General features: G+C 72.6%; 22 protein-coding genes. 14 read left to right on the forward strand and 8 right to left on the reverse strand.

The window, feature by feature from the left end:
• The first annotated feature begins 63 nt into the window (after window positions 1-63).
• From OG295_RS10405 to OG295_RS10420, 4 genes are all read left to right on the forward strand, one after another.
• Window positions 64-702, forward strand: a complete 639-nt coding sequence (locus tag OG295_RS10405) for an AIM24 family protein (RefSeq protein ID WP_266842352.1) — start codon at window positions 64-66, stop codon at window positions 700-702.
• Window positions 702-1352 carry an AIM24 family protein gene (locus OG295_RS10410; RefSeq protein WP_371676626.1) on the forward strand — a complete coding sequence of 217 codons (651 nt, stop codon included), beginning with the start codon at window positions 702-704 and terminating at the stop codon, window positions 1350-1352. Before OG295_RS10405 ends, OG295_RS10410 begins: the two co-directional genes overlap by 1 nt.
• 11 nt (window positions 1353-1363) lie before the next feature.
• Window positions 1364-2167 (forward strand): AIM24 family protein, encoded by an 804-nt coding sequence (locus OG295_RS10415; protein WP_371681156.1) that lies wholly within the window; start codon window positions 1364-1366, stop codon window positions 2165-2167.
• Between the two features lie 67 nt (window positions 2168-2234).
• On the forward strand, window positions 2235-2711 hold the full coding sequence (locus OG295_RS10420) for a MarR family winged helix-turn-helix transcriptional regulator (protein ID WP_030235875.1): 477 nt from the start codon (window positions 2235-2237) through the stop codon (window positions 2709-2711).
• Window positions 2712-2878: 167 nt separating this feature from the next.
• Here the strand turns inward: OG295_RS10420 and meaB are convergent, their stop codons facing one another.
• Together meaB and OG295_RS10430 are read right to left on the reverse strand one after the other, a co-directional pair.
• Window positions 2879-3841, reverse strand: a complete 963-nt coding sequence (meaB, locus tag OG295_RS10425; protein ID WP_371676627.1) for a methylmalonyl Co-A mutase-associated GTPase MeaB — start codon at window positions 3839-3841, stop codon at window positions 2879-2881.
• A gap of 8 nt (window positions 3842-3849) precedes the next feature.
• Entirely contained in the window at window positions 3850-5052 is a 1203-nt protein-coding gene (locus OG295_RS10430; protein ID WP_371676628.1) for an acetyl-CoA C-acetyltransferase, read from the reverse strand.
• A 135-nt stretch (window positions 5053-5187) separates the two neighbouring features.
• Between OG295_RS10430 and mce the strand changes: the two genes are divergently transcribed.
• The 7 genes from mce to OG295_RS10465 all read left to right on the forward strand — a co-directional run bounded on the left by mce (window position 5188) and on the right by OG295_RS10465 (window position 15590).
• Window positions 5188-5616, forward strand: a complete 429-nt coding sequence (gene mce / locus OG295_RS10435; RefSeq protein WP_030235855.1) for a methylmalonyl-CoA epimerase — start codon at window positions 5188-5190, stop codon at window positions 5614-5616.
• A gap of 180 nt (window positions 5617-5796) precedes the next feature.
• Window positions 5797-10452: a polarized growth protein Scy gene (gene scy, locus OG295_RS10440; RefSeq protein ID WP_371676629.1), complete on the forward strand. Its 4656-nt coding sequence runs from the start codon at window positions 5797-5799 to the stop codon at window positions 10450-10452.
• Window positions 10453-10646: 194 nt separating this feature from the next.
• Complete coding sequence (locus OG295_RS10445; protein WP_266573907.1) at window positions 10647-11585, forward strand: cellulose-binding protein; 939 nt, start codon at window positions 10647-10649, stop codon at window positions 11583-11585.
• A 78-nt stretch (window positions 11586-11663) separates the two neighbouring features.
• The gene (locus tag OG295_RS10450; RefSeq protein ID WP_371676630.1) at window positions 11664-12656 is read left to right on the forward strand and encodes an ABC transporter ATP-binding protein; all 993 of its coding nucleotides are present in this window, start codon (window positions 11664-11666) and stop codon (window positions 12654-12656) included.
• A 2-nt stretch (window positions 12657-12658) separates the two neighbouring features.
• The gene (locus OG295_RS10455) at window positions 12659-13435 is read left to right on the forward strand and encodes an ABC transporter permease (RefSeq protein WP_371676631.1); all 777 of its coding nucleotides are present in this window, start codon (window positions 12659-12661) and stop codon (window positions 13433-13435) included.
• 179 nt (window positions 13436-13614) lie between these two features.
• On the forward strand, window positions 13615-14739 hold the full coding sequence (locus tag OG295_RS10460) for an ABC transporter ATP-binding protein (RefSeq protein ID WP_371676632.1): 1125 nt from the start codon (window positions 13615-13617) through the stop codon (window positions 14737-14739).
• A complete protein-coding gene (locus OG295_RS10465) occupies window positions 14736-15590 on the forward strand; it encodes an ABC transporter permease (RefSeq protein WP_371676633.1) in 855 nt (284 codons plus the stop codon). Before OG295_RS10460 ends, OG295_RS10465 begins: the two co-directional genes overlap by 4 nt.
• Before the next feature lie 12 nt (window positions 15591-15602).
• Here OG295_RS10465 and OG295_RS10470 read toward each other — a convergent pair whose 3' ends face one another.
• Entirely contained in the window at window positions 15603-15929 is a 327-nt protein-coding gene (locus OG295_RS10470; protein ID WP_267012173.1) for an ATP/GTP-binding protein, read from the reverse strand.
• Between the two features lie 243 nt (window positions 15930-16172).
• Here OG295_RS10470 and OG295_RS10475 point away from each other — a divergent pair, with 243 nt between their 5' ends.
• Window positions 16173-17204 carry an LLM class flavin-dependent oxidoreductase gene (locus OG295_RS10475; protein WP_371676634.1) on the forward strand — a complete coding sequence of 344 codons (1032 nt, stop codon included), beginning with the start codon at window positions 16173-16175 and terminating at the stop codon, window positions 17202-17204.
• 105 nt (window positions 17205-17309) lie between these two features.
• Here the strand turns inward: OG295_RS10475 and OG295_RS10480 are convergent, their stop codons facing one another.
• Window positions 17310-17702, reverse strand: coding sequence for an SCO5389 family protein (locus OG295_RS10480; protein WP_267012175.1), 393 nt, complete (start codon window positions 17700-17702; stop codon window positions 17310-17312).
• Window positions 17703-17922: 220 nt separating this feature from the next.
• On the opposite strand from OG295_RS10480, the gene nucS reads away from it, so the two are divergent.
• The gene (gene nucS / locus OG295_RS10485; RefSeq protein WP_266842342.1) at window positions 17923-18594 is read left to right on the forward strand and encodes an endonuclease NucS; all 672 of its coding nucleotides are present in this window, start codon (window positions 17923-17925) and stop codon (window positions 18592-18594) included.
• Window positions 18595-18702: 108 nt separating this feature from the next.
• Here nucS and OG295_RS10490 read toward each other — a convergent pair whose 3' ends face one another.
• The 3 genes from OG295_RS10490 to OG295_RS10500 all read right to left on the reverse strand — a co-directional run bounded on the left by OG295_RS10490 (window position 18703) and on the right by OG295_RS10500 (window position 22858).
• The gene (locus OG295_RS10490) at window positions 18703-21309 is read right to left on the reverse strand and encodes an ATP-binding protein (protein ID WP_371676635.1); all 2607 of its coding nucleotides are present in this window, start codon (window positions 21307-21309) and stop codon (window positions 18703-18705) included.
• A gap of 219 nt (window positions 21310-21528) precedes the next feature.
• The gene (locus OG295_RS10495; protein WP_030235822.1) at window positions 21529-21852 is read right to left on the reverse strand and encodes an STAS domain-containing protein; all 324 of its coding nucleotides are present in this window, start codon (window positions 21850-21852) and stop codon (window positions 21529-21531) included.
• A 157-nt stretch (window positions 21853-22009) separates the two neighbouring features.
• Window positions 22010-22858, reverse strand: coding sequence for a 3-hydroxyacyl-CoA dehydrogenase family protein (locus OG295_RS10500; protein WP_371676636.1), 849 nt, complete (start codon window positions 22856-22858; stop codon window positions 22010-22012).
• Between the two features lie 224 nt (window positions 22859-23082).
• Here OG295_RS10500 and OG295_RS10505 point away from each other — a divergent pair, with 224 nt between their 5' ends.
• Window positions 23083-23655 carry a cob(I)yrinic acid a,c-diamide adenosyltransferase gene (locus OG295_RS10505; protein ID WP_371676637.1) on the forward strand — a complete coding sequence of 191 codons (573 nt, stop codon included), beginning with the start codon at window positions 23083-23085 and terminating at the stop codon, window positions 23653-23655.
• A gap of 10 nt (window positions 23656-23665) precedes the next feature.
• Here OG295_RS10505 and OG295_RS10510 read toward each other — a convergent pair whose 3' ends face one another.
• Window positions 23666-24250, reverse strand: coding sequence for a hypothetical protein (locus tag OG295_RS10510; protein WP_371681158.1), 585 nt, complete (start codon window positions 24248-24250; stop codon window positions 23666-23668).
• Between the last annotated feature and the right edge of the window lie 108 nt (window positions 24251-24358).

Raw genomic sequence — 24358 nt, forward strand, 5'->3', positions numbered from 1 at the left:
GTGTGGCGCATATCGGCCACGGGACACTGTTCGGGCCCGTCCGCTGCCGATACCTTCGTCCCCGTGGCTCAGTTCCGACTCCAAGGCAGCAAGGTGCTCGCCGTCGACCTGACCGGTGACGCCGTGAAAGCCAAAAACGGCGCCATGGTCGCGTACGACGGCCAGATGGCCTTCAAGAAGATGACCGGCGGTGGCGAAGGCCTCCGCGGAATGGTGACCCGTCGCCTGACGGGTGAACAGATGACCGTGATGGAGGTGCAGGGACACGGCACCTGCTACTTCGCGGACCGGGCGAGTGAGATCAATCTGGTCAATCTGCGCGGCGAGAAGCTGCACGTCGAGTCCAGCAACCTGCTGTGCACCGACGCCGGCCTGCGCACCGGCACCACGTTCACCGGCCTGCGCGGCGCGACCACGGGCAACGGCCTGTTCACGACGACGGTCGAGGGCTCGGGCCAGGCGGCGATCATGTCCGACGGCCCGGCGGTGGTGCTGCGCGTCAGCGCCCAGTACCCGCTGTCGGTGGACCCGGGCGCGTACATCGCGCACACCGGGAACCTCCAGCAGTCCTTCCAGTCCGGCGTGACCTTCCGCACCCTGATCGGCGAGGGGTCCGGAGAGGCCTTCCAGATCCGCTTCGAGGGCGAGGGCCTGGTCTACGTGCAGCCCAGCGAGCGCAACACCATCGGGGGCGACGTCTGATGCCGTTCCGCGAGATCAACTCGAAGATGATCGAGGCCCAGGTCGTCCCCGGGCAGAAGCTGTACAGCCAGCGCGGGGCGATGCTGGCCTACCGCGGCGACGTCTCCTTCACCCCGAGCCTGACGGGCGGTCAGGGCGGCGTGATGGGCATGATCGGACGCCGGGTGGCGAACGAGCAGACGCCCCTGATGGCCGTGGAGGGCAGCGGCACCGTGATGTTCGGCCACGGCGGCCACCACGTCCAGGTCGTCAACCTCTCGGGCGAGACCCTCTACGTGGAGGCCGACCGGCTGCTCGCCTTCGACGGCACCCTCCAGCAGGGGACGATGTTCATGGGCTCGCAGGGCGGCGTCATGGGCATGGTGCGCGGCCAGGTGACCGGCCAGGGCCTGTTCACGACCACCCTCAAGGGCCACGGCGCGGTCGCCGTGATGGCCCACGGCGGAGTCCTGGAACTCCCCATCACCCCGAACCGGCCGGTCCACGTCGACCCGCAGGCGTACGTGGCCCACCACGGGGACGTCAGGAACAAGCTCTCCGCCGCCCTGGGCTGGCGGGACATGGTCGGCCGCGGTTCGGGCGAGGCGTTCCAGCTGGAGCTGTCCGGCCAGGGCGCCGTCTTCGTACAGGCCTCGGAGGAGAAGCTGTGAACTTTGGTCCCGTGACCGGCGGACCGGGCGGCCCGACGGTCTTCGACCCGCACACCCTGCCCTCCGACGACAACGTGAACTCCTACACCTTCTGCGTGGAGCTCAAGGGGAGCCAGTGGTTCCTGCAGAAGGGCAAGATGATCGCCTACTACGGGCGCATCGACTTCAACGGCATCGGCAACGGCCGCTTCGACCGGCTGCTGCGCACCAGTTTCCACTCGCCCCTGCACGCGAGCGACTGGGTGGTGGCCGAGGGGCAGGGCAAGATGCTCCTGGCCGACCGCGCCTTCGACGTGAACTCGTACGACCTGGACGACGGCAACCTGACCATCCGGTCGGGGAACCTCCTCGCCTACCAGCCCACGCTCGCCCTCAAGCAGTCCATCGTCCCGGGCTTCCTGACGCTGATCGGAACCGGGAAGTTCGTGGCTGCGTCCAACGGACCGGTGGTGTTCATGGAACCGCCGCTGCGCGTGGACCCGCAGGCCCTGGTGGGCTGGGCGGACTGCCCGTCCCCGTGCCACCACTACGACCACGGATACATGACGGGCGTGATGGGCGGACTGCGTTCGCTCACGGGACTCGGCGGCACCTCGGGCGAGGAGCACCAGTTCGAGTTCGTCGGGGCGGGGACGGTTCTGCTCCAGTCGTCGGAGATGCTGATGGCGGAGCAGCCGGTGGGCGCGGTGGGCGCCGGTGCGGCCACGGGCAACGCCCAGGGCGTTCCGGGGGCCGGCCAGGGCCCGCTGGGTCAGCTGGGCGTGCCGCGGATGCCGGGGCAGCTGGGAGACCTCCAGCGGCGACTCGGACTGTGAGACTCCGCACATCTTCCTATTTTTGTACGTAATTCAACTTCTTAGGTAGAGTTCATTCATGGAGACCATCGAGACCGAGACGGCCACCCGCTGGCTGACCGACGCCGAGCAGTGCGCCTGGCGCACCCATCTGGACGTCAGCAGACTGCTGATGCACCAGCTGGAAAAGGATCTCCAGCCCTTCGGGCTCACCAACAACGACTACGAGATCCTCGTGAACCTCTCGGAGTCGGACGGCCACCGGATGCGCATGAGCGATCTGGCCACCGCCACGCTGCAGTCCAAGAGCCGGCTGTCCCACCAGATCACCCGCATGGAGACGGCGGGCCTGGTGCGCCGGGTGAACTGCGAGTCCGACCGCCGCGGCCTGTACGCGGTGCTCACGGACGAGGGCATGGACACCATGCGCAAGGTGGCCCCGCACCACGTGGCATCGGTGCGGGAGCACTTCATCGACCTGCTGCCGCCTCAGGCCCTGGCGGCCCTGCGCGAATCGCTGCGCCCCGTCGCGGAGCACCTGCGCGAGAACCGCGGGAAGGTGTAGCCGGACCCCGCCGGCCCGGCCGCGGCCCTGCCGCCGCCGGGCTTCCGCCGGCGACGGCGACGGCGACGGCGACGGCGACAACGGCCGACCCGCCCGGAACGCCGGTGCGGGGGCGGCGCCACCCGGCCGCCGCCCCCGCCACCTCCCCCTCGGGCCCCCGGCCCCGCTCAGGCCTCCGTGAGGCCGTCCAGCAGGGCGTCCGCCGCCGCGTACGGGTCCAGCTCGCCCGCGGCGACCCGTACGGCCAGCGCGTCGAGCCGCGCGTCCCCGTGCAGGTCGGCCAGCCGGCCGCGCAGGGTGGTGATCGCGATCGTCTCCACCTCGCGGGCCGCACGCGCCGCACGGCGCCCGTCCAGCACCCCGTGCTCGTCCATCCAGGCCCGGTGCTTCTCCAGGGCCTCGACCAGCTCGTCGATGCCCTGCCCGCGCGCCGCGACCGTCTTGACGATCGGGGGCCGCCAGTCGTCCGGTCCCCGGGACTCGCCGAGCCCCAGCATGTGGTTGAGCTCCCGGGCCGTCGCGTCCGCGCCGTCCCGGTCCGCCTTGTTCACCACGTACACGTCGCCGATCTCCAGGATTCCGGCCTTCGCGGCCTGGATCCCGTCGCCCATCCCGGGCGCCAGCAGCACCACCGAGGTGTCGGCCTGCGAGGCGATCTCCACCTCGGACTGACCGACGCCCACCGTCTCGACCAGGATCACGTCGCAGCCCGCCGCGTCCAGCACCCGGATCGCCTGCGGGGCGGCCCAGGCCAGGCCGCCGAGGTGCCCGCGGGTCGCCATCGAGCGGATGTAGACCCCCGGGTCGGAGGCGTGGTCCGACATCCGGACCCGGTCGCCGAGGAGCGCCCCGCCCGAGAAGGGCGAGGACGGGTCCACGGCCAGCACGCCGACCCGCTTGCCGGCCTTGCGGTAGGCCGTGACGAGCGCCGAGGTCGAGGTCGACTTGCCGACACCGGGCGAGCCGGTCAGGCCGACCACGTACGCGCCACCGGTCAGCGGGGCCAGGGCGGCCATCACCTCGCGCAGGTGCGGGGACGCCCCCTCGACCAGTGAGATCAGCCGGGCCACGGCCCGCGGCCGGCCCTCGCGGGCCTGCGCCACCAGCGTGGGGACGTCCACCGTCGTCATCCGCGCACCTACGCCTTCGGGACGCGGATCACGAGGGCGTCGCCCTGGCCGCCGCCACCGCACAGCGCGGCCGCGCCCACGCCGCCGCCCCGGCGCTTGAGCTCCAGCGCCAGGTGCAGCACCACGCGGGCACCGGACATGCCGATGGGGTGCCCCAGCGCAATGGCGCCACCGTTGACGTTCACCTTTTCCGGGGTCACGCCGAGGTCCTTCATTGACTGCACGGCGACCGCCGCGAAGGCCTCGTTGATCTCGATGAGGTCCAGGTCGGAGACCTCCAGGCCCTCCTTCTTCAGGGCGTGCAGGATCGCGTTCGAGGGCTGCGACTGGAGGGAGTTGTCCGGACCGGCCACGTTGCCGTGGGCGCCGATCTCGGCGATCCACTCCAGGCCCAGCTCCTCGGCCTTGGCCTTGCTCATCACGACCACGGCGGCCGCGCCGTCGGAGATCTGCGAGGAGGTGCCGGCGGTGATCGTCCCGTCCTTGGCGAAGGCCGGCCGCAGCTTGCCGAGCGACTCCACGGTGGTCTCCGCGCGGATGCCCTCGTCCGCCACCAACAGCACCGGGTCGCCCTTGCGCTGCGGAATCTCGACCGGGGTGATCTCGGCCTCGAAGACGCCGTTCTTCTGCGCGGCGGCGGCCCGCTGGTGGGAGGCGGCCGCGAACGCGTCCTGCGGGGCGCGCTCGATGCCCAGCCGGGTGTTGTGCTTCTCGGTGGACTCGCCCATCGCGATGTTCTCGAAGGCGTCGGTGAGGCCGTCGTGGGCCATCGCGTCCAGCATCCCGATGGCGCCGTACTTGAAGCCCTCGCGGGACTTCGGCAGCAGGTGCGGGGCGTTGGTCATCGACTCCTGGCCGCCCGCGACCACGATGTCGAATTCGCCGGCGCGGATGAGCTGGTCCGCCAGCGCGATCGCGTCGAGGCCCGAGAGGCACACCTTGTTGATGGTGAGCGCGGGCACGTTCATCGGGATGCCCGCCTTGACGGCGGCCTGGCGGGCGGGGATCTGGCCCGCGCCGGCCTGGAGCACCTGGCCCATGATCACGTACTGGACCTGGTCGCCGGAGATGCCGGCCCGTTCCAGCGCCGACTTGATGGCGAATCCGCCGAGGTCGGCGCCCGAGAAGGACTTCAGCGAGCCGAGCAGACGCCCCATGGGCGTGCGGGCCCCGGCGACGATCACTGAAGTGGTGTTGTTCGTTCCGGACATGAGGCACAGCCCCTTGGATGAGGAGTGAACGAGGGTTTACCTGAATGTACTGAGCGGTACCCGCGCCGTCACCGGGCAGTCGGTGTGATCGCTGGCACGTTGCGTAACCACCCTCCGCGGCGGTGGACTGGTCCCATGCTGACAAGAATCGACCACATCGGGATCGCCTGCTTCGACCTCGACAAGACCGTCGAGTTCTACCGTGCCACGTACGGCTTCGAGGTGTTCCACACCGAGATCAACGAGGAGCAGGGCGTACGCGAGGCCATGCTCAAGATCAACGAGACCTCCGACGGCGGGGCCTCCTACCTCCAGCTCCTGGAGCCCACCCGCGAGGACTCCGCGGTGGGCAAGTGGCTGGCCAAGAACGGCGAGGGCGTCCACCACATCGCCTTCGGCACCGCGGACGTCGACGGCGACTCCGAAGCCATCCGCGGCAAGGGCGTCCGGGTCCTCTACGACGAGCCGCGAACCGGCTCCATGGGCTCCCGGATCACCTTCCTCCACCCCAAGGACTGCCACGGAGTCCTGACCGAACTGGTCACCAGCAACCCTGATCACTGATGCCCCCATTCCCCGGCCGGTAGAGTGGCACTGGCTCGGCCGGGGTTCGGTGCGGAGACGGGGTCGGGGCCCGAACCCCTGCCCCGGTATCTGACACCATTCCCCGGGGGCGTCGTTCAGCGGGCGAGCGATGCTCAATTGGGAGTGAGCTTGCGACCAGGGGACGGATGGGACCGCGCTGTGCGGGGCTACGAAAGCCAGGAGAGCCATCAGGCCGAGGCCGACCATCTCTCGCGCTTCGAGGCCGAGATGGAGCGGCTGAAGAAGGAGCGCGGGAAGGCCGTCCAGCACGCGGAAGACCTGGGGTACCAGGTCGAGGTGCTGCGCGCCAAGCTGCATGAGGTGCGCCGCAATCTCGCGTCCCGCCCCGCGTACGACGGCGCGGACATGGGGTACCAGGCGGAGCAGCTGCTCCGCAATGCCCAGGTGCAGGCCGACCAGATGCGCTCCGACGCCGAGCGCGAGCTGCGCGAGGCCCGGGCCCAGACCCAGCGCATCCTCCAGGAGCACGCCGAGCACCAGGCGCGCCTCCAGGCCGAGCTGCACTCGGAGGCCGTCAACCGGCGCCAGCGCCTGGACCAGGAGCTCAACGAGCGCCGCCAGACCGTCGAGGCGCACGTCAACGAGAACGTCGCCTGGGCCGAGCAGCTGCGCGCCCGGACCGAGTCCCAGGCCCGCCGGCTCATGGACGAGTCCCGCGCCGAGGCCGAGCAGGCGCTGAACGCCGCCCGCGCCGAGGCCGCCCGGACCGTGGAGGAGGCCCGCCGCCGGCTCGCCGCCGACACGGAGGCCACCCGCACCGAGGCCGAATCCACGCTGCTGCGCGCCCGCAAGGAGGCCGAGCGGCTGCTCGCCGCCGCCTCGGCGCAGGCCCAGGAGGCCACCGAGCACGCGGAGCGGCTGCGCAGCAGCACCACCACCGAGGCCGAGCAGACCCGGCAGCAGACCCTGGACCTCGGCCGGGTGGCCGAGGCACGGGTGCAGGAGGCCGACGGGGCGCTGCGCGCGGCCCGCGCGGAGGCCGAGACCCTGCTCGCGGACGCCAAGGAGAGCGCCGCCCGGCAGCTCGCCTCGGCGGAGTCCGTCAACGAGCAGCGCACCCGCACGGCGAAGGAGCAGGTCGCCCGGCTGGTCGGCGAGGCCACGAAGGAGACCGAGGCCCTCAAGGCCGAGGCCGAGCAGGCGCTGGCCGACGCCCGCGCCGAGGCGGAGCGGCTGCGCACCGAAGCCGGCGAGCAGGCCCGTACGGCCGCCGCCGAGGACACCGCGGCGCAGCTGGCGAAGGCGGCCCGCACCGCCGAGGACGTACTCAACAAGGCCTCGGAGGACGCCCGCGCCACCACCCGTGCCGCGTCCGAGGAGGCCGAGCGGATCCGCCGCGAGGCGGAGTCCGAGGCCGACCGGCTGCGCCTGCAGGCGGCGGCCACGGCCGACGAGCTCAAGGGCGCGGCGAAGGACGACACCGAGGAGTACCGGGCCCGTACCGTCGAGCTCCAGGAGGAGGCCCGGCGGCTGCGCGGCGAGGCGGAGCAGCTGCGCGCGGAGGCCGTGGCCGAGGGCGAGCGGATCCGCGGGGAGGCACGCCGCGAGGCGGTCCAGCAGATCGAGGAGGCGGCCCGGACCGCCGAGGAACTGCTGGGCAAGGCCAAGTCGGACGCGGACGAGCTGCGCGGCGGCGCGACCGCCGAGAGCGAGCGGGTCCGCGCGGAGGCCGTGGAGCGGGCGACGACCCTGCGCCGGCAGGCCGAGGAGACGCTGGAGCGCACCCGCGCGGAGGCCGAGCGGCTGCGCGCGGACGCCGAGGAGCACGCCGAGGCCCTGGCCGCCGAGGCGGACGCGGCCGTGCGGGCGCGGCGCGAGGAGACCGAGCAGGCCCTGGCCGCGAAGCGGGCGGAGGCCGATCAGGAGCTCGTACGCCTGCACACGGACGCCGAGGGACGGCTGGCCACGGCGGAGCAGACGCTGCGTGACGCCCGCACCGCGGCGGAGGGCATCCGCAGGGAGACCACCGAGGAGAACGACCGGCTGCGCGCCGAGGCCGCGGAGCGGATCCGCACCCTCCAGGCCCAGTCGGAGGCGGAGGCCGAGCAGCTGCGCACGGAGGCCGCCCAGGACGCGGGCCGGGTCCGCGCGGAGGCCGAGCAGGTGTCCGTGCGGCTGCGCGCCGAGGCGGAGACCGAGTCGGAGCGGCTGCGCGCCGAGGCCAAGGCGGCCGCGGACCGGCTGCGCGCCGAGGCCAAGGCGGCCGCCGAACGGGTCGCGGCGGAGGCCGCGGAGGCCCTCGCGGCTGCCCAGGAGGAGGCCGCGCGGCGTCGCCGGGAGGCCGAGGAGACCCTGTCGGCGGCCCGCACGGACGCGGGCAACGAGCGGGCTCAGGCCCGTGAGCAGAGCGAGGAACTGCTGGCGCAGGCGCGCAAGCGCTCGGAGGAGGCGCAGGCCGAGGCGGTCTGGCTGACCGAGGAGGCGGAGAGCCGCGCCGCGGAGCTGGTCGCGGCGGCGGAGGCCACCGCCCAGCAGGTGCGGGACTCCGTGGCCGGCCTGCACGAGCAGGCCGAGGAGGAGGTCGCGGGGCTGCGCAGTGCGGCCGAGCACGCGGCGGACCGTACGCGTACCGAGGCCGAGGAGGAGGCGGACCGGGTCCGCGCCGAGGCCCGCGCGGACCGCGAGGGGGCGGCCGAGGACGCGGCGCGCCTGCGCAGCGAGGTCCGTGTCGAGACGGACGCGGCCAAGGCCCTGGCGGAGCGCACGGTCGGCGACGCGATCGCCGAGGCGGAGCAGCTGCGCGCCGATACGGCGGAGTACGCGCAGCGGGTGCGCACGGAGGCGACGGACGCCCTGGCGGCGTCCGAGCGCGACGCGGCGCGGACCCGGGCGGACGCCCGCGAGGACGCGAACCGGATCCGCGGCGAGGCGGCGGAGTCCCTGGAGTCCTCGCGCGCCGAGGGCGGCCGGATCGTCACCGAGGCGACCGCGGAGGCGGAGCGCCTCACCGAGGAGACCCTGGCCGCGAACGCGCTGACGGTCGACGAGGCACGGGCGGAGGCCGAGCGGCTGACCGCGGAGGCGGAGCAGGCGGCCGAGGCCACCCGCGCCGAGGCCGCGGCCACCCTGGACGAGGCCCGCGCCGAGGGCAACCGGCTCCGTACGGAGGCCGCCGAGCAGGCGGACCGGCTCATCACCGAGGCCACCGCCGAGGCGGAGCGGCTCACGGAGGAGACCCGTACGGCCAACGAGCTGACGGTCGGCGAGGCGCAGGAGGCGGCCGACGCGCTGCGCGCCGAGGCGGCGGACACGCTCGACGAAGCCCGTGCCGAGGCCAACCGGCTGCGCACCGAGGCCGCCGAGCAGGCGGACCGGCTCATCACCGAGGCCGCCTCCGAGGCGGAGAAGCTCACGGCGCAGGCGGCGCAGACGCTGGCCGCGGCCGAGCGGGATTCGGCGAGGATCCTGGTCGACTCCCGTGCCGAGGGCGACCGGCTGGTCGAGGAGACCCGCGCGGCCAACGAGCTGACGGTGGGCGAGGCCGCGGCGGAGGCCGAGCGGCTGCGCACCGAGGCGGCGCAGACCCTGGACGAGGCCCGTGCGGAGGGCGGCCGGATCATCGGCGAGGCCACCGCGGAGGCGGAGCGCGTCACGGTCGCGGCGAACGAGACCCTGGCGGGCGCGGAGCGGGAGGCCGAGCAGACGCTCGACGAGGCCCGCACCGAGGCGGGCCGGGTCCGCACGGAGGCTGCCGAGCAGGCGGACCGGCTCATCACCGAGGCCGTCACCGAGGCGGAGAAGCTCACCGAGCAGACCCGCAAGGACAACGACCGGACGGTCGGCGAGGCCCGGAACGAGGCCGAGCGGCTGCGCGCCGACGCGGCGGAGGCGCTGGCCTCCGCTCAGGAGCACGCGACGCGGACCCGGTCCGAGGCGGAGCGGGTCAAGGCGGAGGCGGCGAGCGACGCGGAGCGCACGCGCGCCGAGACCCGTGCGGAGTCGGAGCGGCTGCTGGACGAGGCGCGCGAGGGGGCCAACAAGCGCCGCACCGAGGCCGCGGAGCAGGTGGACCGGCTCATCACGGAGGCGGCGGCGGAAGCCGAGAAGCTCACCTCCGAGGCGGGTCTGCAGGCCCTCGCCGCCACCACGGCGGCCGAGGAGCAGGCCGACGCGATGGTCGACGCGGCGCGCAAGGAGGCCGCGCGGATCACTTCGGAGGCGACCGTCGAGGGCAACTCCATGGTGGAGAAGGCCCGTACCGACGCCGACGAGCTGCTGGTCGGGGCGCGTACGGACGCCGCGGCCATAAGGGAGCGGGCGGAGGACCTGCGCGGCCGGGTGGAGTCCGAGGTCGAGGAGCTGCACGAGCGCGCCCGCCGGGAGTCGGCGGAGCAGATGAAGTCGGCCGGCGAGCGCGTGGACAAGCTGGTGCGCGCGGCGACGGAGCAGAGCGTCGAGGCGGAGGCCAAGGCCAAGGAGCTGGTGTCGGACGCGAGCAGCGAGGCGAGCAAGGTCCGCATCGCGGCGGTGCGCAAGGCCGAGGCGCTGCTCAAGGAGGCCGAGCAGAAGAAGGCCGAACTGTCGCGGCAGGCCGAGAAGGCGCTCGCCGAGGCACAGGCGGAGGCCGAACGGCTCGTCGACGAGGGCCGTCGTGAGCTGGAGGTTCTGGTGCGCAGGCGCGAGGACATTCAGGCGGAGATCTCCCGTGTCCAGGACGTTCTTGAGGCGTTGGAATCATTCGAGGCACCTTCGGGTGGCGGAAAGCCCGCATTGGGTGGCCAGGGCTCGGGGGGCGTGAAGGCCGGGGCAACAGCGGGTTCCACTCGTTCGGGTGGCAAGGCGTCAGAGGGGTAGTCAGAACACGGGATGTGTGCTTCTGAGGGAAGTTCAGGCGAAGGAGTGACAAGCATTCTGCCGTCTTGCCACTCAAAAGGGGTGTCATTGTCCAGGGCAAACCCGGATTGACTCGATGACACGCCGCCCGGGCGCCTAGGATTCCCCTTAACACCTCACGTAGCACCTCATCGGTCTCATTCGACAGGAACCCCATGAGCGACACTTCCTCCCCCTTCGGCTTCGAGCTCGTGCGGCGTGGTTACGACCGCGGTCAGGTGGACGACCGCATTACCAAGCTGGTCTCCGACCGCGACAGCGCACTTGGACGCATCAACTCTCTGGAAAAGCGGATCGAGGAGCTACACCTCGAAACGCAGAACGCCCAGGCCCAGGTGAGCGACGCCGAGCCGTCGTACGCCGGTCTGGGCGCCCGGGTCGAGAAGATCCTGCGACTGGCCGAGGAGGAGGCGAAGGACCTGCGCGAGGAGGCCCGTCGCGCGGCCGAGCAGCACCGTGAGCTGGCGGAGTCGGCCGCCCAGCAGGTGCGCAACGACGCCGAGTCGTTCGCGGCGGACCGCAAGTCGAAGGCGGAGGACGAGGGCGTCCGCATCGTCGAGAAGGCCAAGGGCGACGCCTCCACCCTGCGCGCCGAGGCCCAGAAGGACGCGGCCTCCAAGCGCGAGGAGGCCGACGCCCTGTTCGAGGAGACCCGCGCCAAGGCCGCCCAGGCCGCCGCGGACTTCGAGACCAACCTGGCCAAGCGGCGCGAGCAGTCCGAGCGCGACCTGGCCTCGCGTCAGCAGAAGGCCGAGAAGCGCCTCGCGGAGATCGAGCACCGGGCGGAGCAGCTGCGCCTGGAGGCCGAAAAGCTCCGTACGGACGCCGAGCGCCGGGCCCGCCAGACCGTGGAGACCGCGCAGCGCCAGGCGGAGGACATCGTCGCCGACGCGAACGCGAAGGCCGACCGGATCCGCAGCGAGTCGGAGCGCGAGCTGGCGGCGCTCACCAACCGCCGCGACTCCATCAACGCGCAGCTGACCAACGTCCGCGAGATGCTGGCGACGTTGACCGGCGCGGCCGTGGCCGCGGCCAACCCGATCGTCGACGACGAGCCCGTGACGCGGGGCGTGCCGGCCCAGCAGAGCCGCTAGTACACGACCGCACGGCGTTGGGCCGTACGTCACTCTTTTGAGGTGGCGTACGGCCCTTCGGCGTTCTAGCGTGGCCGCATGATCGAGCTTGAGGGACTGACCAAACGATTCGGCGCCAAGACCGCCGTGGACCACCTCAGCTTCCAGGTCAGACCGGGGGTGGTCACCGGCTTCCTCGGCCCCAACGGGGCGGGGAAGTCCACGACCATGCGCATGATGCTCGACCTCGACAACCCGACCAGCGGTACGGTCCGGATCGACGGCAAGCACTACCGGGAACTGCCGGAACCGCTGAAGCACATCGGGGCGCTGCTGGACGCGAAGGCCATGCACGGCGGCCGCAGCGCGTACAACAACCTCCTCTGCCTGGCCGAGTCGAACCGGATCCCGCGGAGCCGGGTGACCGAGGTACTGGACCTCGTCGGACTGACCCCGGTGGCCAAGAAGAAGTCGAAAGGATTTTCGCTCGGGATGGGCCAGAGGCTGGGAATCGCCTCCGCGCTGCTCGGCGATCCGGAGATCCTGATGTTCGACGAACCCGTCAATGGTCTGGACCCGGAGGGAATTCTCTGGATCCGCAATCTTATGAAGGGGCTGGCCGCAGAGGGGAGGACGATCTTCGTCTCCTCTCACCTGATGAGCGAAATGGCCCTGACCGCAGACCATTTGGTGGTGATCGGACAAGGAAAGCTCCTCGCCGACTTGTCGATGTCCGATTTCATCCAGCAGAACTCCCGCAGTTACGTGCGCCTGCGCTCCCCGCAGCAGGAACGGCTGAAGGACGTCCTGCACGGGGCAGGGATCGACGCCGTCAGCGTGCCCGCCACCGGAACGCTGGAGATCGACGGCGTCCCGGCCGAGCGGCTCGGCGAGCTGGCCGCCCAGCACCAGATCGTGCTGCACGAACTCAGCCCGCAACGGGCTTCACTGGAGGAAGCGTTCATGCGCATGACGGCGGACTCCGTCGAGTACCACGCCCACGCGCCGGGAACCACCGCGCCCGCGGGCGCGCCCGCCGCCGCGCCCGCCTGGGGCGCCGGCTACGAAGCGACGCGCGAAGGCGGCAAGTGACCATGGCCTTCTCCGCCGTCCTCAAGTCCGAGTGGACCAAGATCCGCACGGTCGCCTCCACGAGCTGGACCCTCGTCATCGCCTTCGTCGCCACCGTCGGCTTCAGCGCCGCCTTCTGCGCCGCGGTCAGCGCGAGCTTCGACAGCATGAAGCCGGGCGAGCGGGCCACCTTCGACCCCGTACTGCTGAGCTTCAGCGGGATGTCGTTCGGTCAGCTCTCAATGATCATCTTCGGGGTGCTGGTGGTCAGCACCGAGTACAGCACGGGCATGATCCGCACCTCGCTGGCCGCCGTTCCCGCGCGCGCGGGCTTCCTGGCGGGCAAGCTCACCGTCGCCACGGTGCTGGCGCTCGCCGTGGGCCTGCTGACCAGCTTCGTGTCGTTCTTCCTCGGGCAGGCGCTCCTGGGGGACCACGGCACCGGCATCGGCGGGGAAGGCGTCCTGCGCGCGGTGATCGGTGCCGGCGTGTACATGGCGCTCCTCGCCCTGTTCTCCATGGGCGTGGCCGCGATGCTGCGCAGCTCCGTCGCCTCGATCAGCATCCTGATCCCGTTCTTCCTGATCGTCTCGAACCTCCTCAGCGGATTCGACTCGACCCGCAAGTACGGCCAGTACCTGCCCGACAAGGCGGGTTCCAAGATCATGCAGATCGTGCCGGACGCGATGGGCAGCGCCGAGACGCCCTACGGCCCCTGGGGCGGTCTCGGGATCATGCTCCTGTGGGTACTGGCGGCCGTACTCGGCGGATACCTGGTGCTCAAGAAGCGCGACGCGTGAGGGACGGGAATGGCCCGGCGTCCTCCTTGTGACGGACGCCTCCCGTACTACGGGAGATCCCGGAGCCGGATCTCAGGGAGAGCTCAGGGATCCGCTCCGGGAGGGAACCGGGGAGGACTCGATATCCTCTTAAGGCGTACGTGGGCGAGAGCCGTCCCGGCCTGGCAAGGGGCAGCACGATGATCGAGGCAGTCGGCCTGACCAAGCGCTTCGGCGCCAAGACCGCCGTCGACGGGCTTTCCTTCCAGGTCAAGCCGGGTCACGTCACCGGATTCCTCGGGCCCAACGGCTCCGGGAAATCCACCACCATGCGCATGATCCTCGGCCTGGACCGGCCCACCGCCGGACACGTCACGATCAACGGGTTCCCCTTCCGGGAGCTGCCGAACGCCCAGCGGCACGTCGGAGCCCTGCTCGACGCCAAGGCCGCGCACGGCGGGCGCCGGGCCCGCGCGCACCTGCTGTCCGTCGCCCAGCTCTCCGGGATCCCCGAGAAGCGGGTCGACGAGGTCCTGGGCGTGGTCGGGCTCCAGGACGCGGCCCGCCAGCGCACTAAGGGCTTCTCCCTCGGCATGGGGCAGCGGCTCGGCATCGCCACCGCGCTCCTCGGCGACCCGCAGGTCCTGCTCTTCGACGAGCCGGTCAACGGCCTCGACCCCGAGGGCATCCTCTGGGTCCGCAACCTGATGCGCCGGCTCGCCTCCGAGGGCCGCACGGTGTTCGTCTCCTCACACCTGATGAGCGAGATGGCCCTGACCGCCGACCACCTGATCGTGATCGGCCGGGGCCGGCTGTTGTCCGACATGAGCACCCAGGACTTCATCACGCACAACTCGGCCGGATTCGCCCGGGTCCGCGCGGCGGGCAACGGCCCCGACGGCCGGGTCATCCTGGGGACCGCGCTGACGAAGGCGGGCGGCCGGGTGCTCCAGGAGCCCGACGGCGCCCTGCGGGTGACCGGGCTGGAGCTGCCCCGCATCAGCGACCTCGCGCACGAGACCGGCGTACGGCTCTGGGAGCTGTCCCCGCACCGGGCCTCGCTGGAGGAGGCCTACATGCGGATGACCCAGTCCTCCGTCGAGTACACCTCCACCGACGACCCGCGCGAGGAGCTGTGGGAGCCCGAGCCGCTGACCGTCCCGGACTGGGAGGAGGAGGCGCAGGCCCCCGTGGTCCCCGCCGAGACCGCGGCGAGCTTCTTCGCTCCCCCGCCCCCCGGATCCGGCACGCGGCCCTTCCTGATGCCCGGCAGTGCCGCCGATCTCGCCCCCGCCGCCCAGAACAGCCCCGAGGAACCCCGATGACCGCCACCGCCGACGCGACCCCGCCCGCGAGCGCGGGGCGGGCCGACGGCTACAGCTCGCCGCTGGCCACCCCACGGCCCCACCTCGGGCACGCCCTGGCCTCGGAGTGGACCAAGCTGAGGTCCGTGCGCTCCACCGTGTGGACCCTCGGCTCCCTCGTGGCCCTGGTGGTCGGCATCGGCATGCTCGCCGTGCTCCAGACCGACTCGGGCGACTACGCGTCGATCCCCTTCGTCGCGCCCGCCGTCTTCGGCATGATCGTCGGCCAGCTCGCCGTGATCGTGCTCGGGGTGCTGACCGTCTCCTCCGAGTACGGCACCGGCCTGATCCGGACCACCTTCACCGCCGCCCCGGACCGGCTGCGGGTGCTCACCGCGAAGTACCTCGTCTTCGGCACGGCCGCCTTCGGCGTCACCCTGGGCTCGGTGGGGTTCGTGGGCATCGCCGCCGCCCTCCTGCACAGCGGCCCCGACGCCGGCCACCACGGTGGCGGCGAGTGGCTGGGCGCTCTGGGCGGCTGCTTCTACGTGACCCTGCTGGGCGTCCTCGCGCTCGCCGTCGGCGCCCTCGTACGGCACTCGGCCGGCGCGATCGCCGTCATGCTCGGCCTGGTCACCATGCCCCCGGTCCTCGGGGCGATCCTGACGACGTGGCCCGTCACCAGGGCCATCGGTCTGGCCGTGGTCCGCTACAACGCGCCGGTGGGGCTGATCCAGCTCTTCGGGGTGCCCAACAGCGGCATGGACGGCAGCCCGACCCCCAGCGACCTGGCCCAGCTGGGGCTGCTGGTCCTGGTCACCGCGCTCGCCGTGGCGGCCTCGTACGTGGTGGTGCGCCGCCGCGACGTCTGAGCCCCGGGCCGGTCAGTACTTCGGCGCGTTGCGGGACCGCTGCACCTTCGAGGTGCGGCGGTCCTTTGCGTTCCAGCAGGCCTTGTGCCAGTGCCGCCGGTCGTCCACGCCGCCGTACTCGGGCCAGGCCACCAGGTGCGGGGTGCCCGAGGGGATCTCCTGGTCGCAGCCGGGGCAGCGGTAGCGCTTGCCCGCCGCGCTCGCCCCCGCCACGTGCCGGACCTTCCACTCCTCGCCCTGGTACTCCTCGGTCCGCTCCAAGCCGTACCGGTCGAGGCCGGTGGCGGGTCGTTCGTCCGGAGTCTCGCCGCCCCTGGGGCGGTTGTGGCGCGGTGACACGTATACCTCACGAATGGGCGGCCGACAGTGACTTTCTCCCAGACTACGCGCAGCGAGCCCGGGTACCCGCAGGGTGGCGGAGGAAGGCCGACCGCCGCGAGGGGACCGGCACGACAATCTCAATAACTTTGCTGTCAGGCCGTGCCTTTGGCACGTGTCAGACGTTGTTGCCATCAGATGTTGATGTCATCAACGAGTCGGTCCACCTGGGGAGGCCGCGTCAGCCGCGAGGAGGCTAAGGCGATGCGCGTAGGAGCGTTTGTACTGGCGGCCCAGTTCCCGGGCCAGGGACAGGGCGAGGCACTGCACCGGGCGGTGCGGACCGCCGAGGTGGGCGAGGAGGCCGGACTGGACTCGGTCTGGCTCGCCGAGCACCATTTCGTGCCGTACGGGGTCTGCCCGTCGGCGGTGACCCTGGCGGCCCTGCTGCTGGGGCGGACCCGGCGGCTGCGGGTCGGCACGGCGGTGAGCGTGCTGCCCAGCACGCACCCGGTGGCCCTCGGGGAGCAGGCGGCCCTGCTCCACGTCACCTCGGGCGGCCGGTTCACCCTGGGGGTGGGACGGGGCGGTCCGTGGGTGGACCTGGAGGTGTTCGGGGGCGGCCTGGAGGCGTACGAGACGGGTTTCCCCGAAGACCTCGACCTGCTGCGGCGCTGGCTGACCGAACCCCGGGTGGGCGCGGCCGGCGCCCGGCACGGCTTCCGCGAGGTGGCCGTCGTACCGTGCCCGGCGCAGGCCCTGGACGGGGACGGGAGTGGGCCGGAAGTGATCGTCGCCTGCACCTCCCCGACGTCCGTGCGCCTCGCCGCCGAGCGGGGGCTGCCGATGCTGCTGGGCATGCACAGCGGGGACGAGGAGAAGGCGGAGATGGTCGCGCTGTGGGGGCGGACCGCGCTGGAGGCGGGCCACTCCCCCGAGACCGTACGGGCGGCCGGGCACGTGTCGGCCGGGGTGTGTCAGCTGGCGGACCGCACGGCGGACGCCCGGGAAGCCCTGCTCAAGGCGATGCCGGGCTGGTTCCGGCAGGGTCTGGACGCGCATGTGACGGTGGACGGCCGGCAGCGCGCGATGCGCGACCCCGTCGCCTACACGGAACTGCTCTGTGACCTGCACCCGGTCGGCAGCCCCACCCTGGCGGCGGACCGGCTGGCGGCGACGGCCGAGCGCACCGGGATCACGCGCTTCGCCCTGCTGACCGAAGGCTCCGGCGACCTCGCGGCGACGGAGGAGAACGTCCGGCGGCTCGGCGCGGAGGTCCTGCCGCTGCTGGTGTGACGCGGGCGGGACGCGGCGGGCCCGTCGCCGGGGACGGGCCTGGGCTGCCGCTCCGGTGTCAGTCGCACCTCCCGCGACACGGAGCGGCAGCGAAGTACGGTCCCGCTAGCAGTCGCGCAGTTCCGGCGACTGGTTGAGCAGCTGGCCGCGGATCGACGTGAACTTGGCCAGCCGGTCGTCCACCGAGGAATCGAGCGGGAACACCGCTACCCGGTGGCAGTTCTGGAATGCCAGGCGCACCCCGAAGTGCCGCTGCAGCGCGCCTCGTATCGCGTCACTCGCGAGGGCGCGCAGCAGCTGCCCACGGGCCTGCTCGTCCGGCGGCGGCGTCTGGTTGTCGGCGAACTCTCCGCCCTCAACCTCCAGCTGGGCCGTCAACGAGCTGATCATCTCCCATGCGTAGGGCAGGGAGGTCCGGACGCAGTCGACGAATGCGGCTTCGTCGACCTCGCCTCGCTCGGCCTGTTCGAGTAGGGCCGGTGAGACGTCGAGCGACATGGGTTCTCCTCTCGTGACCCCGGACGATTGGGTTGCCGGAGTCTTACGGGCAGGGAGGGAGGCCGCGACGCAGCGTGCACGCTCGGCAACCTCCCGCTCACCACGGTAGGCGCCCACCGGGTGCCGCACCAGGAGAATGCGCATACAACGCGCCATCGGCGAACGGGGCTTTCAGGGGCGAATCGCGTGGAGGCCCGTCGGTCGAGTAGCGTTGCCGACCATGCGTCTCGTCATTGCCCGCTGCTCCGTCGACTACGCGGGCCGGCTCACCGCCCATCTGCCCTCGGCACCCCGTCTGATCCTCGTGAAGGCCGACGGCAGTGTCTCGATCCACGCGGACGACCGAGCGTACAAACCGCTCAACTGGATGTCGCCTCCGTGCACCCTCAAGGAGGGGACGGGAGACGACACGGGCGTCTGGACCGTCGTCAACAAGGCGGGCGAGAAGCTCATCATCACCATGGAAGAGGTCCTCCACGACTCCTCCCACGAGCTGGGCACCGACCCCGGGCTCATCAAGGACGGTGTCGAGGCGCACCTCCAGGAACTGCTCGCCGACCGCATCGACACCCTGGGCGACGGCTACACCCTGATCCGGCGCGAGTACATGACGGCGATCGGCCCCGTGGACATCCTGTGCCGGGACGCGTCGGGTGCGACGGTGGCGGTGGAGATCAAGCGCCGCGGGGAGATCGACGGCGTCGAGCAGCTCACCCGGTACCTGGAACTCCTCAACCGCGACCCGCACCTGGCACCGGTCCGGGGGATCTTCGCGGCCCAGGAGATCAAGCCTCAGGCGCGCGTGCTCGCCAACGACCGCGGCATGGACTGCGTGGTCCTCGACTACAACGCCCTGCGCGGCATCGAGGACGACAAGCTCCGCCTCTTCTGAGCCGGTCTTCGGGCCGGTCCCGCCTCCCGGCCCTCCCGGCCCTTCCGGCCGGCCCTTCCGACGTGTGCGACGGCCCCCCGAGCGAGTGCTCGGGGGGCCGTCGTCGTGTCAGGCCGTCGCCGCCGCGGACGGGGACTGGGACTGGGGCGCGGTCGGGGACTGGGCCGCCGTCGAGGTGGCCGGGGGCGTCACGGGCGAGGTGGCCGTGGGGGGATCCGTCGGCGTCGTCGGGGAGTGCGTGACCGGCGGCTCCGAGGAGGCCGGGGGCGTCGTCGGCGGGGTCGGCTTCGTCGCGGGCGGGGTCACCGGGGGCCGCTGCGGACCGGTCGTACGGGCGGGCGGGGTCGGCTTCCCGGACTCCCCCGTGCCCGGCCCGGGCGCGGAAGGCGCCGACGGCGGCGACGGCGGGGGCGAGGAGGCACCCGGCTCGGGTGCCGGATCGTTCCCTCCGCCGCCCGGCACCTGCGGCTGGACCGCCGGCGGGCTGTCCGGGGTCGAGGACACGGCGGGGGCCTGAGGCTGCTCCGGGTCCCCGGAGGCCAGCGCCAGGCCGACGACGGTACCGAGCGCGACCACCGTGAGCGCACCGGCGGCGGCCAGCAGCACCGTCTTGCGCCGCCCCGCCGGTTCGGGCTGCGCACGGCCGGGGCCGGTCGGCGGCTCGGGCTGCGGGAGCTTCGGGAAGGCGTCCTCGAACACCTGCGACAGGGTCGTCGGCGTGGACGTCCGCGACGAGGGCCGCCCGATCACCGGGGTGATCCTGGTGATCGCCTCGGAGCCCTCGGGGGCCACGGGGGCCACGGGCGCCACGGCGTGCGGCTTCACCATCGAGACGGGCGACGTCGCAGCCGTCGGGGACGTCGCGGCCGTCGGCGCTGTCGTGGCCATCGGCGACGTCGCAGCCGTAGGAGCCGGGCCCAGGGCCGGAGCCGGCGTCCGGGCCGGTATCGCGGCCCCGGGGAAGGCCGCCGGAGCGGCCCCGGGGAGGTTCGCCGGGGGCTCCAGCCGCAGCGGCGGCGACACCTCCACCCCCAGCGCCTCCCGGTCGGTGACCAGCGCCAGGGCCCGCCGGCCCGCGACCGTCCCCCGCTTGTCCGCGAGCGCGCCGCGCAGCCCGATGGAGGCCTCCAGCTCCGCACGGGCCCGGTCCAGTCGTCCCTCGCACAGCGCGAGCACGCCGAGTTCGTGGTGGAAGTAGGCCTGCTCGGCGACCTCTCCCGCCTTCCGCGCGGCCTCCGCACCCGCCCGCAGCACCCGCTCCCACGCCTCCCAGTGCAGGGAGGCGGCGAAGGCCGGCGCCGCCGTGCGGGCCAGGAGTACGGCGGCCACCACATCGGCCCCGGCCAGCGCGGCCAGCACCGCGTCGGCCTCGGCCGCGACCCGCTCCGGGGTCACCGAGGCGTGCCCGGTCCACCAGGCGTAGTGCCGGGCGGCGGTGCGGGCCTCCTCGGCGGCGGTGTCCCCGTACCCGGCCTCCTCCAGCTGCCGGGCGACCCCTTCCGCGAGGCGGTGGCGCGGCCCGACGGGGGTGATCAGCCCGCAGGCCAGCAGTTCCGCGACGGCGGAGTCGGCATGCGTGTCACCGACCAGCGCGGGCAGGTGCGCGTGGTGCGGGAGTTCGCCGCCCAGCGCGCAGGCGATCCGCAGGGCGGCCCGTGCCGACTCGCTGACCCGGGAGGCCAGCAGTTCGGCGGGGGCCGCGCCCTCCGCGAGGGTGGGCAGCGGCACGTGGGCGCAGTCGCGGGGGCGTTCCTCGAAGACGCCCGGTTCCTCGTCCTCGTCCTGGGCGGACATCCGGTTGATCTCGTCGCGCTGCCGCAGCAGGGCGGCGGCCTGGACGAAGCGCAGCGGAAGCCCTTCGGAGGCGAAGCGCAGGTCGCCCGCCCAGGCGGTCTCCTCGTCGGTCAGCGGCCGGCCGGCGCCGGCCTCCAGCAGGGTCACGCAGTCGGCCCGGCCGAGGCCTCCGAGGAAGACCTCCTCCAGGTGCACGTCGTCGGAGGGGGACTTGGCGTCGGGGGCGGCGGCGAGCAGGTAGGCGCATTCGGGGGTGGCGCGCAGCAGTTCGTCGAGGGCGGCGCCGCCCAGCTCCAGGTCGTCGAGGAGGACGACGGCACCGATCTCACCGGCCCGCGCGAGGAGTTCCGTACGGTCGGGGCGCCGGTCGGGGGCCTCGTACACGGCGGCGTAGAGGGCGTACAGCAGCTCGGCCGGCTGCTGGAGGCCGTACCCGCTCAGCCGGACGACGCCGTCGGGGGCGAGGCCGGCGCAGTCCCGGGCGACCACGTCGAGGAGGGCGGAGCGGCCGGATCCCGCGGGCCCGGTCAGCCGGACGGAGCGTCCGCGCCCCAGCATCCGGGCGATCCGCTCCCGTTCCTCGGCGCGGCCCAGGAGGGGGGCGGCGGGGGCGGGCGGCCCCGGGAGCGCGGGGGGCCGCGCGGCGGTGTCCCGGGCGGCGCGGGAGGCCGCGTCGCGCTTGGCGGGGCCGCGGCCGGCGGCGGGGGCCGCGGTGGGGCGCAGGGGCTCGATCTCGCTGCCGTCGACGGGGTTGACGGTGAGGGTGAAGTCCCCCGCGGTCAGGGTCACGATCCGGGCGGGTGCCAGGGGGGCCGGGGGTGTCAGGGGGGCCGGGGGCGACCCGGCCGACCCGCCGGCGGGCTGGTGCGCGGCCGGTCCGCCCGGCTCGGGCTGCCCCTGTGTACGGTCCGTACGGTCCATGACCAAGTCCCCCGATCGCGTCGCGCGCGCCGCCGTCGCCGCCGTCATTACGCCCGGCCTTCGCTCGCGCCGCTGTCGCTACTCGTCCGGTTTCCGCCCGAACCCTAGACCGTGGCCGGGCGCGCGGGAACCGCAGGGGTGTCTTCACCACCGGACCGTTACGTTTCCTCCGGATACGTCCGGGGCGCAGCGGAGGAGGGCGGAAGGGCGGACGCCCGCTCAGACCCGGGGCAGGGATTCCGCTTCCAGGCCGCCCTCGATCGCCAGGATCCGGTGCAGCCGGGTCGCCACCAGGAGGCGCTGCATCCGGTCCGGCACCCCGCGCAGGACGAGGCGCCGGCCGCTGCGCCCGGCCCTCCGGTGGGCTCCCATGATCACGCCGAGTCCGGTCGCGTCCCAGGAGTCCAGTCCGGTCAGGTCGAGCACGAGGTCGCCGTGGCCGTCGTCGAGGGCGGTGTGCAGGACCGTACGGGCGTCCGCCGCGCTGCGCACGTCGAGGCGACCCCCGACAGCGAGTTCGGCGTGGTCGCCCCTGATGTGCATGTGTACTCCCCGGCTGTACTGCGTGCGTCTGGTCCGACTGATCCGTGGTCGGCAACTCTCACTGCAACTGACTGCCCCGCGGGCGGGGAAGTTGCCGACTGTGAGCGAACCGATACCTAATTCACCCCGTAGGGTGCGGAGATTCGAACGGTCGTTCTCAGTGCTTGTAGAAGCCCTGCCCGCTCTTGCGGCCGATGTCGCCCGCGTCGACCATGCGGCGCATCAGCTCCGGCGGCGCGAACTTCTCGTCCTGCGACTCGGTGTAGATGTTGCTGGTGGCGTGCAGCAGGATGTCGACGCCGGTGAGGTCGGCGGTGGCCAGCGGCCCCATGGCGTGGCCGAAGCCCAGCTTGCAGGCGATGTCGATGTCCTCGGCGGAGGCGACGCCCGATTCGTAGAGCTTCGCGGCCTCGACGACGAGCGCGGAGATCAGACGGGTCGTCACGAATCCGGCGACGTCGCGGTTGACGACGATGCAGGTCTTGCCGACGGACTCGGCGAAGGCGCGGGTGGTGGCGAGCGTTTCGTCGCTCGTCTTGTAGCCGCGCACCAGCTCGCAGAGCTGCATCATCGGCACGGGCGAGAAGAAGTGCGCGCCGACGACCCGCTCCGGACGCTTCGTCACGGCCGCGATCTTGGTGATCGGGATGGCGGAGGTGTTGGAGGCCAGGACCGCGTCCTCGCGCACCAGGTCGTCCAGGGTGCGGAAGATCTCGTGCTTGACCTCCAGCTTCTCGAAGACCGCCTCGACGACGATGTCCACGTCCGCGACCGCGTCGAGGTCGGTGGTCGTCGTGATCCTGGCGAGCGCCGCCCCGGCGTCCTCGGCCGTCATCTTGCCCTTGGCGACGAACCGGTCGTACGAGGCCTTGATCCCGTCGGTACCACGGGTCAGCGCGGCGTCGGTGACGTCCCGCAGGACGACGTCCCAACCCGCCTGAGCGGAGACCTGAGCGATCCCGGAACCCATCAGTCCGGCACCGATGACGGCGAGCTTCCCAGCCACTGCACACCCCTCGTTTCCCATGCGGGCCAGTCTCATGGCCTCTCCGGCGGAGACTAGCGCCCGTGAGGGACGGTGTGACCGTGAAGTAACACGCGTCACGTCTCAGATGACGGACATCACACTGGTACGACCCAGCACCCGTGCGCCGCCCCCCAGTTCACCCGCCGCCGCCGGCGGGGCGGCGGCCGTTCGGGTCCCCGGCGGCCCCGCACTACCCTGGCCGCATGGTGAACCTGACGCGTATCTACACCCGTACCGGCGACAAGGGCACGACCGCCCTCGGCGACATGAGCCGTACGCGCAAGACCGACCTGCGCATCTCCGCGTACGCCGACACCAACGAGGCCAACGCCGCGATCGGCACCGCCATCGCGCTGGGTTCCCTGCCGGACCCGGTCGTGAAGGTGCTCGTCCGGATCCAGAACGACCTGTTCGACGTCGGCGCCGACCTGTGCACGCCGGTGGTCGAGGACCCCCAGTACCCGCCGCTGCGCGTGGAGCAGTTCTACGTCGACAAGCTGGAGGCCGACTGCGACGCCTTCAACGAGGAACTGGAGAAGCTGCGCAGCTTCATCCTGCCCGGCGGCACCCCCGGCGCGGCCCTGCTGCACCAGGCCTGCACGGTGGTCCGGCGCGCCGAGCGCTCGACGTGGGCGGCGCTGGAGGAGCACGGCGAGGTGATGAACCCGCTGACGGCCACCTACCTCAACCGCCTCTCCGACCTCCTGTTCATCCTGGCCCGTACGGCCAACAAGGAGATCGGGGACGTGCTGTGGGTGCCCGGCGGCGAGCGCTAGGCCGCGCCGCCTAGCGGTCTTTTCCGGCCAGGGCCCCCGCCCCACCGGCGGCCGGGTCCGCGCCCGCCGGGGCCTTGCGCGGCCAGATCGAGTAGGTCGCGGCGATCAGGGCCTGGATGCCCAGGACCCGCAGGGCCGCGAACTGCCAGGCCCGCAGGGCACCGGTGTCGGCGGCGTCGCCGACGTACCAGACGCCGGCCTGGAGCAGGGCGAGCGCGACGGCGGCGCCCGCCAGGGTCCGCGTCCACAGCTTCCACTCGTGGACCGCGCGCTCCCGGCCGTACTTCGCGCCCGGCGGTTTCGGGCCACCGCCGAGGCGGTGGGCGGCGTGCCGGTCGAGCCACTTCAGGGTGTAGTGCCCGTAGCCGACGGTGTAACCGAGGTAGAGGGCGGCCAGGCCGTGCCTCCAGCCCGGCTCGCCGCCGTTCCTGAGGTCGACGACGGAGGCGACCAGCAGGGCCAGCTCCAGCAGCGGCTCGCACAGCAGGACGGCGGCCCCGAGCCGCGGCATCCCGGCGAGGTAGCGCAGCGCCAGTCCGCCGGCCAGCAGCACCCAGAAGCCGACCTCACAGGCGATGATCAGGGCGACGAGCACGGCGCACGCTCCGTTCCGGTGGGGTGGGGTCACGGTTCTCCTCCAGCGTCCCGGCCGCCGGGCGCCGCCACCTCGTCCCCCGTGACGAAAGCCGACTGCATCCTTCGA

Origin of the sequence: Streptomyces sp. NBC_01276 (genome assembly GCF_041435355.1) — a bacterium.
Taxonomy (GTDB): Bacteria; Actinomycetota; Actinomycetes; order Streptomycetales; family Streptomycetaceae; genus Streptomyces.

Bases quoted from the DNA above. Each gene is read 5' to 3' on its own strand.
- OG295_RS10450 (WP_371676630.1), top strand. From the start codon at position 11,664: ATGATCGAGCTTGAGGGACTGACCAAACGATTCGGCGCCAAGACCGCC.
- nucS (WP_266842342.1), top strand. From the start codon at position 17,923: ATGCGTCTCGTCATTGCCCGCTGCTCCGTCGACTACGCGGGCCGGCTC.
- OG295_RS10455 (WP_371676631.1), top strand. From the start codon at position 12,659: ATGGCCTTCTCCGCCGTCCTCAAGTCCGAGTGGACCAAGATCCGCACG.
- OG295_RS10410 (WP_371676626.1), top strand. From the start codon at position 702: ATGCCGTTCCGCGAGATCAACTCGAAGATGATCGAGGCCCAGGTCGTC.
- OG295_RS10475 (WP_371676634.1), top strand. From the start codon at position 16,173: ATGCGCGTAGGAGCGTTTGTACTGGCGGCCCAGTTCCCGGGCCAGGGA.
- OG295_RS10490 (WP_371676635.1), bottom strand. From the start codon at position 21,309: ATGGACCGTACGGACCGTACACAGGGGCAGCCCGAGCCGGGCGGACCG.
- OG295_RS10460 (WP_371676632.1), top strand. From the start codon at position 13,615: ATGATCGAGGCAGTCGGCCTGACCAAGCGCTTCGGCGCCAAGACCGCC.
- mce (WP_030235855.1), top strand. From the start codon at position 5,188: ATGCTGACAAGAATCGACCACATCGGGATCGCCTGCTTCGACCTCGAC.
- meaB (WP_371676627.1), bottom strand. From the start codon at position 3,841: ATGACGACGGTGGACGTCCCCACGCTGGTGGCGCAGGCCCGCGAGGGC.
- OG295_RS10430 (WP_371676628.1), bottom strand. From the start codon at position 5,052: ATGTCCGGAACGAACAACACCACTTCAGTGATCGTCGCCGGGGCCCGC.
- OG295_RS10505 (WP_371676637.1), top strand. From the start codon at position 23,083: ATGGTGAACCTGACGCGTATCTACACCCGTACCGGCGACAAGGGCACG.
- OG295_RS10465 (WP_371676633.1), top strand. From the start codon at position 14,736: ATGACCGCCACCGCCGACGCGACCCCGCCCGCGAGCGCGGGGCGGGCC.
- OG295_RS10445 (WP_266573907.1), top strand. From the start codon at position 10,647: ATGAGCGACACTTCCTCCCCCTTCGGCTTCGAGCTCGTGCGGCGTGGT.
- OG295_RS10480 (WP_267012175.1), bottom strand. From the start codon at position 17,702: ATGTCGCTCGACGTCTCACCGGCCCTACTCGAACAGGCCGAGCGAGGC.
- OG295_RS10495 (WP_030235822.1), bottom strand. From the start codon at position 21,852: ATGCACATCAGGGGCGACCACGCCGAACTCGCTGTCGGGGGTCGCCTC.